The sequence below is a fragment of the Ralstonia sp. Ralssp110 genome (genome assembly GCF_047325135.1).
GTDB classification, from domain to species: domain Bacteria; phylum Pseudomonadota; class Gammaproteobacteria; order Burkholderiales; family Burkholderiaceae; genus Ralstonia; species Ralstonia mojiangensis.
Genome location: NZ_CP168610.1, coordinates 1,269,104 through 1,285,410, shown reverse-complemented (window position 1 = coordinate 1,285,410; position 16,307 = coordinate 1,269,104). Strand labels below are relative to the sequence as shown.

Genomic DNA, 16,307 nt, shown 5'->3' with positions numbered 1-16,307 from the left:
CGCTTCTTATAGGTGGATGCGGAGGTCAGCCCTTCAGGCTGTCCAGATCGTCGACGTTGATGGTGTCCAGATTACGGAACAGCACCACCAGAATGGCGAGACCAATCGCGGATTCCGCCGCGGCCACCGTCAGGATGAAAAATACGAACACCTGCCCCGCCAGATCGCCCAAGTAATGGGAGAACGCGACGAAGTTCAGGTTAACCGCCAGCAACATCAGTTCGATCGCCATCAACAGCACGATGACGTTCTTGCGGTTCAGGAAAATGCCGACGATGCTGATGGCAAACAGCACCGCGCCGAGCACGAGGTAATGGGCAAGGGATAGCGAAGACATATGAGTTCTCCCGGGGCTCAGCTCTTGGATTCAGCCGAAGCTGCGCCAGCCGACTTCTCAGACGGCATCGAGACCAGACGCACGCGGTCCTTGCGCTTCACGCGGATTTGATCGGACACGTTCTGGGCCTTGGTGTCCTTGCGGCGGCGGGCAGTCAGAGCCACTGCCGCAACAATAGCCAGCAGCAGCACTGCGCCAGCCACTTCAAAGGCATAGATGTAATCGGTATAGATAAGCTTCCCGAGCGCCTGCGTATTCGGACCGTTAAAGCCCTTCGGCAGCTCCTGCACGGGCTGTACGCGACCCATGAAGGTCTTGGTCAGCACGACGGCCATTTCCAGGATGATGACCACGCCCACGAAGGCTGCCATCGGCACGTAGGTCCAGAAATCGCGCCGCAGGTGCTCGATGTCGATATCGATCATCATCACCACGAACAGGAACAGCACCATCACTGCCCCCACGTAGACCAGCACCAGCGTGATGGCGAGGAACTCCGCCTTGAGCAGCATCCAGATCGCCGCCGCGGTAAAGAACGAGAGCACGAGGAACAGCGCCGCGTGCACCGGGTTCTTCGCGGTGATGACCTTCAGCGCTGCGAGCACCAGCACGAGCGCGAAACAGTAGAAGATGATCGTCGTGATTTCCATGATCCTGGCACGGGCCGTTTTGCGGCACGCGCTTGTCCAAAGCCGCGATGGCGTGATGCCATCGCAACTGGTTGGCTCTCGAAGAGCCGTTGTCCAACCGGGATGTCAACTGCACCGCCCGCCAACCGCACGGCGGACGTTCTGAATCAGCGGTACTTTGCGTCGGCCGCCTTGTTGGCCGCAATTTCCGGCTCGAAGCGATCACCCACGGCCAGCAGCATGTCTTTGGTGAAATACAGATCGCCGCGCTTTTCACCGTGGTATTCCAGGATGTGCGTCTCGACGATGGCGTCCACCGGGCAAGCCTCTTCACAGAAGCCGCAGAAAATACATTTGGTCAGGTCGATGTCGTAGCGCGTGGTGCGGCGAGTGCCATCGTCGCGCTGGTCCGACTCGATCGTGATGGCCAGAGCCGGGCAAACGGCTTCGCACAGCTTGCAAGCGATGCATCGTTCTTCGCCGTTCGGATAGCGACGCAGTGCATGCAGACCGCGGAAACGCGGCGACAGCGGCGTCTTCTCTTCCGGAAAGAGAACAGTGATCTTGCGCGCAAACAGGTAGCGCCCGGTCAGCGCCAGCCCCTTGAAGAGTTCCTTCAGGAGCAGGCTGTTAAAAAATTCCTTGATGGCAAGCAACATGGTGCCTTCCTATTGTCCCGTTACTTCCAGATATTCCACGGCGACACCAACCAGATGGCGACGACGACAAGCCAGCCCACAGTGAGCGGAATGAAGATCTTCCAGCCCAGACGCATGATCTGGTCATAGCGATAACGCGGGAACGATGCACGCAGCCAGATAAAGACCGACAGCAGCAGGAAAACCTTGATCAGCAGCCAGAAGAAGCCCGGAATCCAGTTCAGGACCGGTGCATCGATGGGCGAAGCCCAGCCGCCCAGGAACAGCGTCGCCGTCAGCGCCGAGATCACGATCATGTTGATGTACTCGGCCAGGAAAAACAGCGCGAACGCCATGCCCGAGTACTCGATCATGTGGCCGGCCACGATTTCGGATTCACCCTCAACCACATCGAACGGGTGGCGGTTCGTTTCAGCCACACCCGAGATGAAATAGACGCCGAACATCGGCAGCAGCGGCAGCCAGTTCCACGAAAGGATGTTGATACCGTGACCCGCAAAGAAACCGCGGTTCTGGGAGTTAACGATGTCCGACAGATTCAAGCTGCCCGTTACCATCAGCACCGTCACGAGCGCGAAGCCCATGGCGATTTCATACGAAATCATCTGCGCCGAGGCGCGCATCGCACCCAGGAACGCGTACTTGGAGTTCGAAGCCCAGCCGGCCAGAATCACGCCATACACACCCACCGAGCTGATCGCCATCACGTACAGCAGGCCGGCATTGATGTTCGACACCATGGCTTCAGCCTGGAACGGAATCACCGCCCAGATCGCCACAGCGGGCATCAGCACCATCAGCGGCGCAATGATGTACATGCCACGGCTGACCGCGCTCGGCACCATGACTTCCTTGAGCAGCAGCTTGAGCACGTCGGCAATCGGCTGCAACAGGCCCATTGGGCCCACGCGGTTCGGGCCCAGACGCACGTGCATCCAGCCGATCAGCTTGCGCTCCCACAGGATCAGGTAAGCCACGCACAGCAGCAACGGCAGAATGATGCAGACCGCGCGGACCAGCGTCCAGATCAGCGGCCACCACCCACCGAAGGTGGCGGTACCGAAAGAAGTAATCGACTCGATCATGTTGACCCTTACACCGTAGCCGCCAGCGCGGACGATTCAACCTTCTCAACGCTTACCGCGCCGAACATGGCACCCAGCTGAGCCGAAGCTTCGGTGGCAGCGGGCACCCGGATCACGCCGGAAGCCAGCGACTTGTCCAGCACGGCCGGCAGCACCACACTGCTCTGCCCTTGCGTCACGCGCACGGCGTCACCATTGGTCAGGCCCAGTTGCGCGTAAAGATCAGCCGGCAAGCCAGCACGCACGGCAGCGCGTGCTGCAGCCGTCAGTTGCAGCGAACCAGCGCGGCGGACGATCGGATCGGCGTGGTAGATCGGCACATCAGCCAGACGCTCGACGCCGGCGGTGGTGGCAGCGGGAGCAACGGTCTGCGCGATCGTCATATTCGACAAGCGGTCGGCGACCGGCTTGGCCAGAACTTCATCGCGCACCACTTCCGAGCTGTCGTATTCAAAGCCCGACACGTTCAGCAGATTGCCCAGCACGCGCAGGACCTTCCAAGCCGGACGAGAATCGCCCAGGCTACGCACAACGCCATTGAAGCTTTGCGGCAGACCTTCGCAGTTGACGAACGTGCCCGAAGTTTCCGTAAACGGTGCCGTCGGCAGCAGCACGTCGGCGTACTCGAGTGCAGCGCGGGAGGCAAACGGCGCCAGCACGATCACAGTGTCAGCTTGGTCTAGTGCTGCACGGGCCTGCACGGGATTCGCGGTATCGAACTCAGGTTCAGCGCCCAGGAGTACGTAAGCACGACGCGGCTGCGCCAGCATGGCGGCAGCGTCGAGGCCGTTGCCTTGCGGCAACGCACCGGCAATGTAGCCGCCAACGGTGTTGGCCGCTTCCGTCAGGAAGCCGAGCGTCGCGCCGGTCTGCTGCGCAACCCACTGAGCCAGCGCGTGCAGTTGCGAGAATTGCGGATGCGCCACAGCAGCGTTGCCGAGGAACACAGCCTTGCGCTCGCCCGAAGCGAGACTTGCGGCGATGCGCTTGGCAACGTCACCGGCTTCGATACCATCGGTGCCGCCCGGACGGGCAGCGTTGTTGGCAGCAGCCACGGCCACCGCCACTTGCGACAGCAGCGACAGCCATTGCGACGGTGCACCCAACAGTTGCGTGGCGGGCATCAGCAGATCTTCGCCGCCGGCACCGATCACGTTCAGTTGCGCACCCTTCTTGCCAGCCTGCCGCAAACGCGCAGCCAGCAGCGGATGATCCTTGCGCAGGAAGGCGCCCACCACCAGCGTGCGCTGCAGCAGCGACACATCGGCGATAGGCAGGCCCAGCCACGGAGCGCCCGTCGGCTTGACGGAGAAATCGGATTGGCGCAGACGGAAATCGACGTTGTCGCTGCCAATGCCACGTACCAGCTTTTGCAGCAAGAACAGCTCTTCCAGCGTGCTGTGCGGGCTGGCCAATGCACCGATCTGCTCAGCGCCGTGGTCGCGCTTGATTTCGTTCAGGCCGTTAGCAACGTATTCCAGCGCGGTGGTCCAGTCGACAGCCTTCCATTGACCGCCTTGCTTGAGCATCGGCTGCGTCAGACGGTCGTCGCTGTTCACGCCTTCATAGGCAAAGCGGTCCTTGTCGGAAAGCCAGCATTCGTTGATGGCTTCGTTGTCCAGCGGCAGAACGCGCATGACGCGCTGGTTCTTCGTCTGGACGATCACGTTCGCGCCCAGGCCGTCGTGGGGCGACACCGACTTGCGGCGTGCCAGTTCCCACGTACGGGCCGAATAGCGGAACGGCTTGCTGGTCAGCGCGCCGACCGGGCACAGGTCGATCATGTTGCCCGACAACTCGGAGTCAACGGTCTGCCCAACGAACGTCGTGATCTCGGAATGCTCGCCGCGGTTGAGCATGCCCAACTCCATCACGCCGGCAATTTCCTGACCAAAGCGGACGCAACGCGTGCAATGAATGCACCGCGTCATCTCTTCCATGGAGATCAGCGGGCCCACGTTCTTGTGGAACACCACACGCTTCTCTTCCTGGTAGCGCGATTCAGACTTGCCATAGCCCACGGCCAGATCCTGCAGTTGGCACTCGCCACCCTGGTCACAGATCGGGCAATCCAGAGGGTGGTTAATCAGCAGGAATTCCATCACGGACTTCTGCGCCTTCACGGCCTTCTCGGAGTTTGTGAAGACCTTCATGCCCGCGGTGACTGGCGTGGCGCAGGCGGGCAGCGCCTTGGGCGCCTTCTCGACTTCGACCAAGCACATCCGGCAGTTGGCCGCGACCGACAGTTTGCGGTGATAGCAAAAGTGAGGAATGTAGGTGCCCGTCTGGCGAGCCGCCTCCATCACCAGGCTGCCTTCGGCAACCTCGACTTTCTTGCCATCGATTTCGATTTCAACCATGTTCTGCCACGCTTAAATGTAGGTGGGCACCATGCACTGCTTGTGTTCGACGTGATACGCGAACTCATCCCAGTAGTGCTTGAGCATGCCGCGGACCGGCATCGCAGCGGCATCGCCGAGCGCACAGATAGTCCGGCCCATGATGTTTTCGGCCACGTTGTTCAGCAGGTCCAGGTCTTCCTGGCGGCCCTTGCCGTGCTCGATGCGGTCGACCACGCGATACAGCCAGCCGGTGCCTTCGCGGCACGGCGTGCACTGGCCGCACGACTCTTCGAAATAGAAGTACGACAGGCGCAGCAGCGACTTCACCATGCAGCGCGTTTCGTCCATCACGATCACAGCGCCCGAGCCCAGCATCGAGCCAGCCTTGGCGATCGAGTCGTAGTCCATGTCGGAGGCCATCATCAGGTCGGCCGGCACTACCGGCGCCGACGAACCACCCGGGATGACCGCCTTGAGTTTCTTGCCGCCGCGCATGCCACCGGCCAGTTCCAGCAGCTTGGAGAACGGTGTGCCGAGCGGAATCTCGTAGTTGCCCGGACGCTCCACGTCGCCGGACACAGAGAAGATCTTCGAGCCGCCGTTGTTCGGCTTGCCCATCTTCAAGTAGTTGTCCGGACCGATGGCCAGCAGGAACGGCACTGCGGCAAAGGTTTCGGTGTTGTTGATGGTGGTCGGCTTGCCGTACAGACCAAAGCTTGCCGGGAACGGCGGTTTGAAACGCGGCTGGCCCTTCTTGCCTTCCAGCGACTCAAGCAACGCGGTCTCTTCGCCGCAGATGTACGCGCCATAGCCATGGTGCGCATGCAGCTGGAAGTTGAAACCAGAACCCAGGATGTTGTCGCCCAGGAAGCCCGCAGCACGCGCTTCTTCAAGCGCCTGCTCGAAGATCTTGTATTCGTTCCAGATTTCGCCGTGGATGTAGTTGTAACCCACGGTGATGCCCATCGCGTAACCGCCGATGGCCATGCCCTCGATCAACGCGTGCGGGTTGTAACGGATGATGTCGCGATCCTTGAACGTACCCGGCTCGCCTTCGTCCGTGTTGCAGACAAGATACTTCTGGCCCGGGAACTGGCGCGGCATGAAGCTCCACTTCAGCCCAGTCGGGAAGCCTGCACCGCCACGACCGCGCAGGCCCGACGCTTTCACGTCAGCAATGACCTGTTCGGGGGTGATCTTCTCGGTAAGGATGCGCTTGAGCTGCTGATAGCCGCCACGCTTGACGTAATCTTCGAGGTGCCAGTTGTCGCCGTTCAGGCCAGCGAGAATCAACGGCTGGATATGTCGATCGTGCAGGGAGGTCATTTACTTGCCTGCTCCGTTGGTCGGCGCCTTCGACTGGAGGTCGGCGATCAGCGCGTCGAGCTTCTCGTTGCTCATGAAGCTGCACATGTGGGTATTGTTGACGATCATGACCGGCGCATCACCGCACGCGCCCATGCACTCGCCTTCCTTCAGCGTGAAGTTGCCGTCGGCCGTGGTTTCGTTGAAACCGATGCCGAGCTTCTTCTTCAGGTAATCGGCCGCGCGCTCCCCGCCCGACAGCGCGCACGGCAAGTTCGTGCACACCGACAGCTTGAAGCGGCCCACCGGCTTGGTGTCGTACATGTTGTAGAACGTCGCCACTTCCTCGACCCACACCGGCGGCATTTCGAGGTACTCGGCCACGAACTGCATGACTTCGGGCGAGACCCAGCCTTTCTCGCTCTGCGCGACCGCCAGCGCCGCCATCACGGCGGACTGCTTCTGGTCGGCGGGATATTTCGCGACCGCCCGGTCGATTTCCTTGAGAGCTTCTGCTGATAGCATGTTCGTTGCGATTGGTGCGGGACGCGGGGCGTGTTACCTAGCAGCCTTGCCCCGGCGTGCGTCCTCGTTTCACAGCCGCGCTTGCCTGCGCGTCAAACCGTTGTTTCCTGGGCGTTCAGCGGTCAATCTCGCCAAACACGATGTCCTGCGTACCGATGATCGTCACCGCATCGGCAATCATGTGACCCTTCGCCATTTCGTCGAGCGCGGCCAGATGAACGAAGCCCGGTGCGCGAATCTTCAGACGGTACGGCTTGTTGGCGCCATCGGAGATTGCATAGATGCCGAACTCACCTTTCGGGTGCTCAACGGCGGCATATGCTTCGCCTTCGGGCACGTGCATACCTTCGGTGAAGAGCTTGAAGTGGTGAATCAGCTCTTCCATGTTGGTCTTCATGTCCACGCGCGACGGCGGCGCCACCTTGTGGTTATCGGTGATCACCGGACCCGGATTCTTGCGCAGCCACTCGATGCACTGACGGATGATGCGATTGCTCTGGCGCATTTCTTCCACGCGTACCAGATAACGGTCGTAGCAATCGCCGTTCACGCCGACTGGGATATCGAAATCGATGCGGTCGTACACCTCGTACGGCTGCTTCTTGCGCACATCCCATTCGATGCCCGAACCACGCAGCATCGCACCGGAGAAACCCTTGTTCAGTGCGCGCTCCGGGCTTACCACGCCGATACCCACCAGACGTTGCTTCCAAATCCGGTTATCGGTCAGCAGCGTTTCGTACTCATCAACGTACTTCGGGAAGCGGTGGGTGAAGTCTTCAATGAAGTCCAGCAGCGAACCCGAACGCGTTTCGTTCAGGGCGGCCAGGGCCTTCTCGTTGCGCACCTTGGATGCCTTGTATTGCGGCATCGTGTCAGGCAGGTCGCGGTAGACCCCGCCCGGGCGGTAGTAGGCTGCGTGCATGCGCGCGCCCGAAACCGCCTCGTACATATCGAACAGGTCTTCGCGTTCGCGGAAGGCGTACAGGAACACCGCCATGGCACCCACGTCCAGCGCGTGCGAACCGATCCACATCAGGTGGTTCATGATCCGCGTGATTTCGTCGAACATGACGCGGATGTACTGCGCACGCAGCGGCACTTCGAGACCCAGCAGGCGCTCGATTGCCATCACATAGGCGTGCTCGTTGACCATCATCGACACGTAGTCGAGGCGGTCCATGTACGGCACGCTCTGAATCCAGGTCTTTTGCTCGGCGAGCTTTTCAGTCGCGCGGTGCAGCAGGCCGATGTGCGGGTCGGCACGTTGAATGACTTCGCCGTCCAGCTCAAGCACAAGGCGCAGCACGCCGTGCGCGGCCGGATGTTGCGGACCGAAGTTCAGGGTGTAGTTCTTGATATCTGCCATGATCGGGCGCCCTTCAGTGCTTCAGACCACCGTATTGATCCTCGCGGATCACACGCGGCGTAATCTCGCGCGGCTCGATGGTTACCGGCTGATAGACCACGCGGCGCTGCACCGGGTCGTAACGCATTTCAACGTAACCCGACACGGGGAAGTCCTTGCGGAACGGGTGGCCGATGAAGCCATAGTCGGTCAGGATGCGACGCAGATCCGGATGGCCTTCGAAGACCAGACCATAGAGGTCGAACGCCTCACGCTCGAACCAGTCAGCGGAACTCCAGATCGTGGTCACAGACGACACCACCGGCAGGTCGTCGTCCGGCGCAAACACGCGAACGCGAACGCGCCAGTTGTGCGTGATCGATAGCAGATGGGACACAGCGGCAAAACGCGGGCCGTTCCAGGCACCGTCACCGTAGTCTGCGTAATCGACGCCACACAAGTCCATGAGCTGTTCGAACTTGAGCGAAGCGTCATCGCGCAAGGTGCGCATGACCTCGTGGTAATCGGCAGCCTTCACCACGAGGGTGAGTTCTCCGACCGATTCGGTCAGGCTTTGAACGCGACTGCCCAGCGCCTTTTCCAGCGCGGCCTTCAGGGTGGCAAGCTTGTCGGTCATGTCAGGCCTTGCGCGCGATGGTATTGGTGCGGCGGATCTTAGCCTGCAGCTGGATGATGCCGTAGATCAGTGCTTCAGCCGTGGGCGGGCAGCCCGGCACGTACACGTCGACCGGCACGATGCGATCGCAGCCACGCACAACGGAATACGAGTAGTGGTAATAACCGCCGCCGTTCGCGCAGGAACCCATCGAGATGACCCACCGAGGTTCGGCCATCTGGTCGTACACCTTGCGCAGCGCAGGCGCCATCTTGTTGCACAGCGTGCCGGCCACGATCATGACGTCAGACTGACGCGGCGACGGGCGAAACACCACGCCGAAACGGTCCAGGTCATAACGCGATGCGCCGGCGTGCATCATTTCCACAGCACAGCAGGCCAAGCCGAACGTCATCGGCCAGAGTGACCCGGTACGGGTCCAGTTGATCAGCTTGTCAGCGGTGGTCGTGACAAAGCCTTCGTTGAGTACGCCTTCGATCGCCATTTCACATCACTCCCAATCGAGCGCGCCTTTTTTCCAGATGTAGACGAAGCCCACGAGAAACTCGAGAAGAAACACGCCCATCGCAAAGAACCCCGGCCAACCAATCTCACGCAGCGCCACGCCCCAAGGAAAGAGGAACGCAGTCTCCAGATCGAACAGGATGAACAGGATGGCGATGAGGTAATAGCGCACGTCGAACTTCATGCGCGCATCTTCGAATGCTTCGAAGCCGCACTCGTACGGCGAGAGCTTGTCAGGATCGGGATTGTTCGGACCGAGGACTCGGCCGATGGTCATCAGAGCAAGGCCGAGGCCAACGCCGACAACGATGAACAACAGTACGGGGAAATAGGCTTCGAGGTTCAAGGGACGCCCGCCTTTTTGAATGGTTGCAACAGCACAGCCCGCAGGCGGCGCCTTGTCGCCCCATCGAAGGCGCCGGGTCCGCAGCCTTACGACGCTTCAACTGCGCGTCGTCTTGCGGAGGGGCCTGCGCGGAACATCCCGTTGAACAGACCCCGAATTTGATTGGTGCCGACGGCGAGACTCGAACTCGCACAGCTTTCGCCACTACCCCCTCAAGATAGCGTGTCTACCAATTTCACCACGTCGGCTGGGGGAAGAAACTCTATCAGGAACCCGGTTGAGACTTAACGCCCTTGCCGTTCCCCGTGTTGTTTCAAGCCTTGCATTCTACCGCAAAGCAACGCTTTTGTTCAATGCACAAACAAAAATCTTATGCCTCGCGACGCACCGGAAAACGTCAACGGCACGCCGCGATCGTTACATCAAATTACTTGGGCACAGCCGGCGCCGAAGCCGCGCCCGGAGCGGCAGCAGGAGCCGAAGCCGCAGGAGCGGAGGCCGTAGACGTGACAGGCGCGACTGAACCCATCACACCCGCTGACACGCTGCCCTTGCTGGTGCCGATCAACGTCAACGCCAGCGTGGCAATGAAGAATACAGTGGCCAGCACAGCAGTCGTGCGCGACAGGAAGTTTGCTGAACCGGTGGCGCCAAACAGGCTACCCGATGCGCCGGAGCCGAACGCCGCTCCCACGTCCGCGCCCTTGCCGTGCTGCAAGAGCACCAGGCCGATCACGCCGAGCGCGCTCAGAATTTGCGCCACCAGCAGCAGAGTCTTCAGAATTGCCATTTCGTTTCTCTCAATAATATGTTGCAGTCGCACATGGGGGACATGGCAACTCGATCCGTCGCTTATGCGCGACCGATCGCCAAGAAATCTTCGGCCTTCAGCGATGCGCCGCCAATCAAGCCGCCATCGATGTCCGCCATTGCAAACAACTCGCCGGCATTGTCCGGCTTGACGCTGCCGCCGTACAGAATCGCCAGGCGCTGCGCCACGCCAGCGTCGCGGGCAGCAACACGTGCGCGTAGGAATGCGTGCACAGCCTGCGCCTGCTCGCTGCTGGCAGTCTTGCCCGTGCCGATCGCCCAAACCGGTTCATACGCCACGACGATACGACCCAGTTGCTCGACCGACAGCGCTTCCAGCACCGCATCCAGTTGGCGGCCGACCACCTGCTCGGTCTCACCAGCCTCGCGCTGTGCGAGCGTTTCGCCCACACAGACGATCGGCGTGATGCCATGTTCCAATGCGCGCAGCGCCTTGGTCGCCACTTGCGCGTCAGTTTCGCCGTGGTACGAGCGACGCTCGGAGTGACCGACAATCACGTAGCCGCAGCCGAATTCCGACAGCATCGACGCCGCGACTTCGCCGGTGAAAGCGCCTCGCGTTTCAGCCGACACATCCTGCGCACCCCAGCCCACCACAGAACCCATGAGCAAGGACTGGCACTGCGCCAAGTATGGGAATGGCGCACATACGGCCAGCGTGGCGTTGGTTTTACCTGCCGCCTTGATCTGCTCAAGCAGCGCGGCGTTCGCGCTCAGGCTGCCATGTAGTTTCCAGTTGCCCACCACCAGCTTCGGTCTTGCGTTCACGTTTTGCCCGGTCGACTGTCAAATAAACCCGGCATTCTACCGCGGTGGCAAAAACAGGGTCAATTTCGACGTCTTGGAATCAATCCCAAACCAACATGATCTTGCCGATATGGGCGCTTGATTCCATCAACGCATGCGCCTGCCCCGCTTGTGCGGCTGGCATGACCTCGTGGACGACCGGCTTGATGCGCCCGGACGTCAACAAAGGCCAGACCGTTTTATACAGATTGGCCGCGATGGCCGCCTTGAACGCGACCGGACGCGGGCGCAGCGTCGAACCGGTGAGCGTAATGCGACGGCGAAGGATGTCGCCAAGGGGCACCTCGGCTTTGGCACCACCCAGCAACGCAATCAATACGATGCGGCCGTCATCAGCAGTGCAGGCAATTTCGCGCGCGACATAGCTGCCGCCGACCATGTCGAGCACCACGTCGGCGCCACGCCCTGTCTCAGCCTTGACGATCTCGACGAAATCTTCGGTCTTGTAGTTGATGGCGCGCGTGGCCCCGAGGTCGACACAGGCCTTGCACTTGTCGGCGCTGCCCGCGGTGGCGAACACGCGGTGACCCAATGCAGACGCGATCTGAATCGCAGTCGTGCCGATGCCGCTGGAGCCACCCTGCACGAGTAGCGTTTCGTCGGCGCCGTGCGCGCCCTGCCCCAGCAAGCCGCGGTCGAACACGTTTGACCATACGGTGAAATAGTTCTCGGGCAATGCTGCGGCCTCGACATCGGACAAGCCGGCCGGCACGGGCAGCACTTGGCCCAGCGGCGCTGTGCAGAACTCCGCATAGCCGCCGCCTTGCACCAGCGCACAAACGCGATCGCCCACCTTCAAGCCGAAGCGATTGTCGGCGTGCGCCAGATCGCCACTGACAATCTCGCCAGCAACTTCAAGCCCCGGAATATCGGAGGCACCTGGCGGTACCGGATAGTTGCCCGTGCGCTGGAACACATCGGGCCGGTTCACACCCGCCGCACGCACGCGGATCAGCACCTCGCCAGCCTTTACCTCCGGCGTCGGGCGCTCGCCAAGCTTCAAGACTTCGGGGCCACCGTATTGGGTGATTTCAATCGCTTTCATGGGAATCGGATCGATGGGGGTTAAGACGCTGTGCGCGCGTTACGAGACGCTACGCTTCGGTTCGACAAAGTGCTGCGGAATGCCGCGCGTGGTCTCGCGCATGATTTCTTGTTTGCCGTGGACGATGCCGTCGGCGATCTTGCCGATATGCAACTTGAGCCACATCTCCGTCGGCGAGCCGGCGCGATAATCGGCCGGGCCGAGCATGTCGACGCGGTCATCGGCACGCAAGTTGTCGGCCTGCTCGAACGAGCGAGGGCTCTCCGGGTTGTAGACCGCATAGGTGCGCCCCCCGCCCTTGCGGGCGACCGAAAACGCCGGAATATCGCTCGGCCCGTCAGCCACGTAGATCATGTTGGCGAACGGCACGCGGCGTTCGTCCTCGGCAATCGACGAATTCACACTCACTGCTTCCGGGTGTTTGTTGACGCCCTTGTTGATCTCAAACAGTGCGCGCGTCTTGGTGGTGTTGTCGATGGCGTAGATGATTTCCGAGACGACCGCCCGGCCATCCGCGTTGGCGTCGGGCGCCTCCAGGAATTCGCAGCCCCACACGCCATCGATGTATGGGGCGATGGGCGAGCCCTTGATCATCTCCGTCAGACCTGTGCTGACGATGTAGTGCTCAAGCTTGATGTCGAACGCTTGGTAGGTTGCGTTGTCGCGCACCCACGCCTTGCTGCGCTCGAAGAAATCGGTCACGCCGGGGAAGAACTCGAGTTCGGCGCCCAGTTCGCGCAGCGTGGCGTTGTCGAGCCCCCCTATGCGGCCGTCGCGCACATGGCGCAGCAGCACATTGAGGTAGAACGTTTCGTGGTTGACCTTCTGGCCGCGCGATTCAATTTCGCGCGAGCCTGCAGCCACTTCGTCCCAGAAAGCCTGCTCGGAGATGTTGAAACGATCGAACAGCGGCACTTGCATGTAGCGCGGAATCAGCGTCTTGTCGAAATCCCAGACGATGGCGATGCGGTTTTGCTCGAACAGGCGGCTCATGATGGGGCGCGAAGAGGCAGTGGGAGGAACTCGCGACGCAGTGTAAACAAAAAAACGGCTGGACATCGTCCAGCCGTTTTTCATAGCGAAAACCCCTCGCTTACTGCTGTTGTTGCTGCTGTTGCTGCGAGGCAGCGTCGCCAGCACCCGGTGCTTGCGGTGCGGCGGCCGGCACGTCACCCTCTTCAGCCTTGGCAGCCTTGATCGACAGACGCATGCGGCCCTTCTCGTCGGTGCTCAGCAGCTTCACGCGCACAGCCTGGCCTTCCTTCACATAGTCGGAAACCTGGTTCACGCGCTCGTTGGCGATTTCCGAGATGTGCAGCAGACCGTCCTTGCCCGGCAGAATGTTCACAATTGCGCCGAAATCCAGCAGCTTGAGCACAGTGCCGTTGTAGATCTTGCCCACTTCGGCTTCTGCCGTGATGCCCTCGATGCGGCGCTTGGCTTCTGCCATGCCTTCCGACGACGTCGACGCGATGGTGATCGTGCCGTCTTCCTGAATGTCGATCGTGCAGCCGGTTTCCTTGGTCAGCGCCTGGATGGTCGAACCGCCCTTGCCGATCACGTCGCGGATCTTCTCCGGGTTGATCTTGACCGTGATCATGCGCGGAGCGTGTTCCGACAGTTCGGTACGTGCGCCGCCCATGGCAGCCTGCATCTTGCCCAGGATGTGCAGACGGCCTTCCTTGGCTTGTGCCAGTGCCACCTGCATGATTTCCTTGGTGATGCCTTGCACCTTGATGTCCATCTGCAGCGCGGTGATACCAGCGTCGGTACCAGCAACCTTGAAGTCCATGTCACCCAGGTGATCTTCATCACCCAGGATGTCGGTCAGCACAGCGAACTTGTTGCCTTCCAGGATCAGGCCCATGGCCACGCCAGCCACGTGCGCCTTGATGGGCACGCCAGCATCCATCAGCGACAGCGAGCCACCGCACACCGAAGCCATCGAGGACGAACCGTTCGACTCGGTGATTTCGGACACCAGACGGATCGTGTAAGCGAATTCGTCATCCTTCGGCAGCACCGGGATCAGCGCGCGCTTGGCCAGACGACCGTGGCCGACTTCGCGGCGCTTCGGGCTGCCCACGCGACCCGTTTCGCCCGTGGCGAACGGCGGCATGTTGTAGTGAAGCATGAAGCGGTCACGGTACTCGCCTTGCAGCGCATCGATGATCTGCTCGTCGCTCTTGGTGCCCAGAGTGGCCACCACCAGCGCTTGCGTTTCACCACGCGTGAACAGGGCCGAACCGTGCGCACGCGGCAGCACCGACGAACGGATCTCGATCGGGCGCACCGTGCGGGTGTCGCGGCCGTCGATACGCGGTTCGCCGTTCAGGATCTGGCCGCGCACGATCTTCGATTCGAGCTCGAACAGAATGTTGTCGACTTCCACGCCGTCGGCTTCCACGCCGGCTTCGGCCAGCTTGGCGGCGACCGACTTGTAGACTTCCTTCAGCTTCTGGCTGCGGGCCGACTTCTGGCGCAGTTGGTAAGCGGCTTGCAGATCGGCCAGGCCCAGCTCCGACACCTTGGCGGTCAGCGTTTCGTTCTTCGGAGCAGCTTGCCAATCCCACTCAGGCTTGCCGCCATCGCGCACCAGCTCATGGATCGCGTTGATGGCGATCTGCATCTGCTCGTGGCCGTACACCACGGCGCCCAGCATGACTTCTTCCGACAGTTGCTGAGCTTCGGATTCGACCATCAGCACGGCACGCTCGGTACCGGCCACAACCAGATCCAGATCCGAGTGCGCCAGTTGCGCACGGTTCGGGTTCAGCAGGTATTGGCCATCCTTGTAACCCACGCGGGCAGCACCCACCGGGCCGTTGAACGGCAAACCCGACACAGCCAGCGCAGCCGAAGCAGCGACCAGCGCCGGGATATCGGCCGGCACTTCCGGGTTGATCGACAGCACGTGGATGACGACCTGGACTTCGTTGTAGAAGCCTTCCGGGAACAGCGGACGCAGCGGGCGATCGATCAGGCGCGAGGTCAGCGTTTCGTTTTCTGACGGACGGCCTTCACGCTTGAAGAAGCCACCCGGAATCTTGCCGGCAGCGTAGGTCTTCTCGAGGTAATCGACGGTCAGCGGGAAGAAGTCTTGACCCGGCTTCGGGTTCTTGGCGCCCACCACGGTAGCGAGCACGACGGTGTCGTCCATGTCGAGCAGCACAGCGCCGCTCGCTTGGCGGGCGATCTCACCCGTTTCCATGCGGACCTTATGGCCGCCCCACTGGAATTCTTTGACGATCTTGTTGAACATGTTTTCTCCTGTTCGGTATTCGCAGCACCGACGATTCAAAGTCGATTTCATTACGCCGCGACAAACACGTTCCGGAAGACGGTGCGGTTGCAGAGGTGTGTTTTATGCCATTCCAGCGCAGCGCTGGCACCAACGCCGCGCTGGAATGACACAAGGCCCCGCTCCCTGCCGTCTCCGGTCCATGGCAGCCGCTTCATCTTGAAGTGGCCGGCTGCCATCACTCACCGGTTGCCCGGCGCGGCCACAAACACGGCCGCCAAAAACAAAATGCCTGCATCAGCACGCTGACGCAGGCACTTTTCATCACGCGCAGTGCGTGATACCCACCATTACTTACGCAGACCCAGCTTCGCAACCAGCGCGGTGTAACGGTCAGCGTCCTTGCTCTTGAGGTAGTCCAGCAGACGGCGGCGACGGCTCACCATGCGGAGCAGGCCGCGACGGCTGTGGTGATCCTTCATGTGCGCCTTGAAGTGCGGCTGCAGTTCGTTGATGCGGGCGGTCAGCAGTGCAACCTGCACTTCCGGGCTACCCGTGTCGTTGGCGCTGCGGCCGTTATCTTTGACGATGTCTTGCTTCTTGATGTCAGCGACGGACATTTTGATTCCTTTGACTTGCGGACACTGCAGCGCCTGAACAGCCGCC

Annotated in this window: 17 protein-coding genes and 1 tRNA gene; all 18 read right to left on the bottom strand. The window is 61.1% G+C overall.

Annotated features, from left to right (window positions below; all coding sequences use genetic code 11):
* Positions 1-25 precede the first annotated feature (25 nt).
* The gene (gene nuoK, locus ACEN9T_RS14830) at positions 26-337 is read right to left on the bottom strand and encodes an NADH-quinone oxidoreductase subunit NuoK (protein WP_004630788.1); all 312 of its coding nucleotides are present in this window, start codon (positions 335-337) and stop codon (positions 26-28) included.
* A 17-nt stretch (positions 338-354) separates the two neighbouring features.
* Positions 355-987, bottom strand: a complete 633-nt coding sequence (locus tag ACEN9T_RS14825) for an NADH-quinone oxidoreductase subunit J (protein ID WP_092969570.1) — start codon at positions 985-987, stop codon at positions 355-357.
* Positions 988-1,133: 146 nt separating this feature from the next.
* On the bottom strand, positions 1,134-1,625 hold the full coding sequence (nuoI, locus tag ACEN9T_RS14820) for an NADH-quinone oxidoreductase subunit NuoI (protein ID WP_003261939.1): 492 nt from the start codon (positions 1,623-1,625) through the stop codon (positions 1,134-1,136).
* A 20-nt stretch (positions 1,626-1,645) separates the two neighbouring features.
* On the bottom strand, positions 1,646-2,710 hold the full coding sequence (gene nuoH, locus ACEN9T_RS14815) for an NADH-quinone oxidoreductase subunit NuoH (protein ID WP_009241059.1): 1,065 nt from the start codon (positions 2,708-2,710) through the stop codon (positions 1,646-1,648).
* Positions 2,711-2,718: 8 nt separating this feature from the next.
* Positions 2,719-5,070 (bottom strand): NADH-quinone oxidoreductase subunit NuoG, encoded by a 2,352-nt coding sequence (gene nuoG / locus ACEN9T_RS14810; RefSeq protein ID WP_413708119.1) that lies wholly within the window; start codon positions 5,068-5,070, stop codon positions 2,719-2,721.
* 12 nt (positions 5,071-5,082) lie between these two features.
* A complete protein-coding gene (gene nuoF, locus ACEN9T_RS14805) occupies positions 5,083-6,378 on the bottom strand; it encodes an NADH-quinone oxidoreductase subunit NuoF (RefSeq protein WP_004630799.1) in 1,296 nt (431 codons plus the stop codon).
* Positions 6,379-6,882, bottom strand: a complete 504-nt coding sequence (nuoE, locus tag ACEN9T_RS14800; RefSeq protein WP_004630801.1) for an NADH-quinone oxidoreductase subunit NuoE — start codon at positions 6,880-6,882, stop codon at positions 6,379-6,381.
* 115 nt (positions 6,883-6,997) lie between these two features.
* Positions 6,998-8,251: an NADH-quinone oxidoreductase subunit D gene (locus ACEN9T_RS14795; RefSeq protein WP_413708118.1), complete on the bottom strand. Its 1,254-nt coding sequence runs from the start codon at positions 8,249-8,251 to the stop codon at positions 6,998-7,000.
* Between the two features lie 13 nt (positions 8,252-8,264).
* Positions 8,265-8,867 (bottom strand): NADH-quinone oxidoreductase subunit C, encoded by a 603-nt coding sequence (locus ACEN9T_RS14790; protein WP_092969564.1) that lies wholly within the window; start codon positions 8,865-8,867, stop codon positions 8,265-8,267.
* Position 8,868: 1 nt separating this feature from the next.
* Positions 8,869-9,351 (bottom strand): NuoB/complex I 20 kDa subunit family protein, encoded by a 483-nt coding sequence (locus ACEN9T_RS14785; protein ID WP_004630808.1) that lies wholly within the window; start codon positions 9,349-9,351, stop codon positions 8,869-8,871.
* 6 nt (positions 9,352-9,357) lie between these two features.
* Positions 9,358-9,717, bottom strand: coding sequence for an NADH-quinone oxidoreductase subunit A (locus tag ACEN9T_RS14780; RefSeq protein ID WP_004630810.1), 360 nt, complete (start codon positions 9,715-9,717; stop codon positions 9,358-9,360).
* A gap of 163 nt (positions 9,718-9,880) precedes the next feature.
* Positions 9,881-9,965, bottom strand: a tRNA-Leu gene (locus tag ACEN9T_RS14775).
* 179 nt (positions 9,966-10,144) lie between these two features.
* Positions 10,145-10,507: a preprotein translocase subunit SecG gene (gene secG / locus ACEN9T_RS14770; RefSeq protein WP_092969562.1), complete on the bottom strand. Its 363-nt coding sequence runs from the start codon at positions 10,505-10,507 to the stop codon at positions 10,145-10,147.
* Between the two features lie 62 nt (positions 10,508-10,569).
* Positions 10,570-11,316 carry a triose-phosphate isomerase gene (tpiA, locus tag ACEN9T_RS14765; protein WP_092969560.1) on the bottom strand — a complete coding sequence of 249 codons (747 nt, stop codon included), beginning with the start codon at positions 11,314-11,316 and terminating at the stop codon, positions 10,570-10,572.
* Between the two features lie 79 nt (positions 11,317-11,395).
* A complete protein-coding gene (locus ACEN9T_RS14760; RefSeq protein WP_413708117.1) occupies positions 11,396-12,400 on the bottom strand; it encodes an NAD(P)H-quinone oxidoreductase in 1,005 nt (334 codons plus the stop codon).
* Positions 12,401-12,439: 39 nt separating this feature from the next.
* Positions 12,440-13,393 carry an HAD family hydrolase gene (locus ACEN9T_RS14755; RefSeq protein WP_092969556.1) on the bottom strand — a complete coding sequence of 318 codons (954 nt, stop codon included), beginning with the start codon at positions 13,391-13,393 and terminating at the stop codon, positions 12,440-12,442.
* Positions 13,394-13,493: 100 nt separating this feature from the next.
* Entirely contained in the window at positions 13,494-15,662 is a 2,169-nt protein-coding gene (gene pnp, locus ACEN9T_RS14750; protein ID WP_092969555.1) for a polyribonucleotide nucleotidyltransferase, read from the bottom strand.
* Positions 15,663-15,991: 329 nt separating this feature from the next.
* Complete coding sequence (gene rpsO, locus ACEN9T_RS14745; protein ID WP_012436069.1) at positions 15,992-16,261, bottom strand: 30S ribosomal protein S15; 270 nt, start codon at positions 16,259-16,261, stop codon at positions 15,992-15,994.
* Between the last annotated feature and the right edge of the window lie 46 nt (positions 16,262-16,307).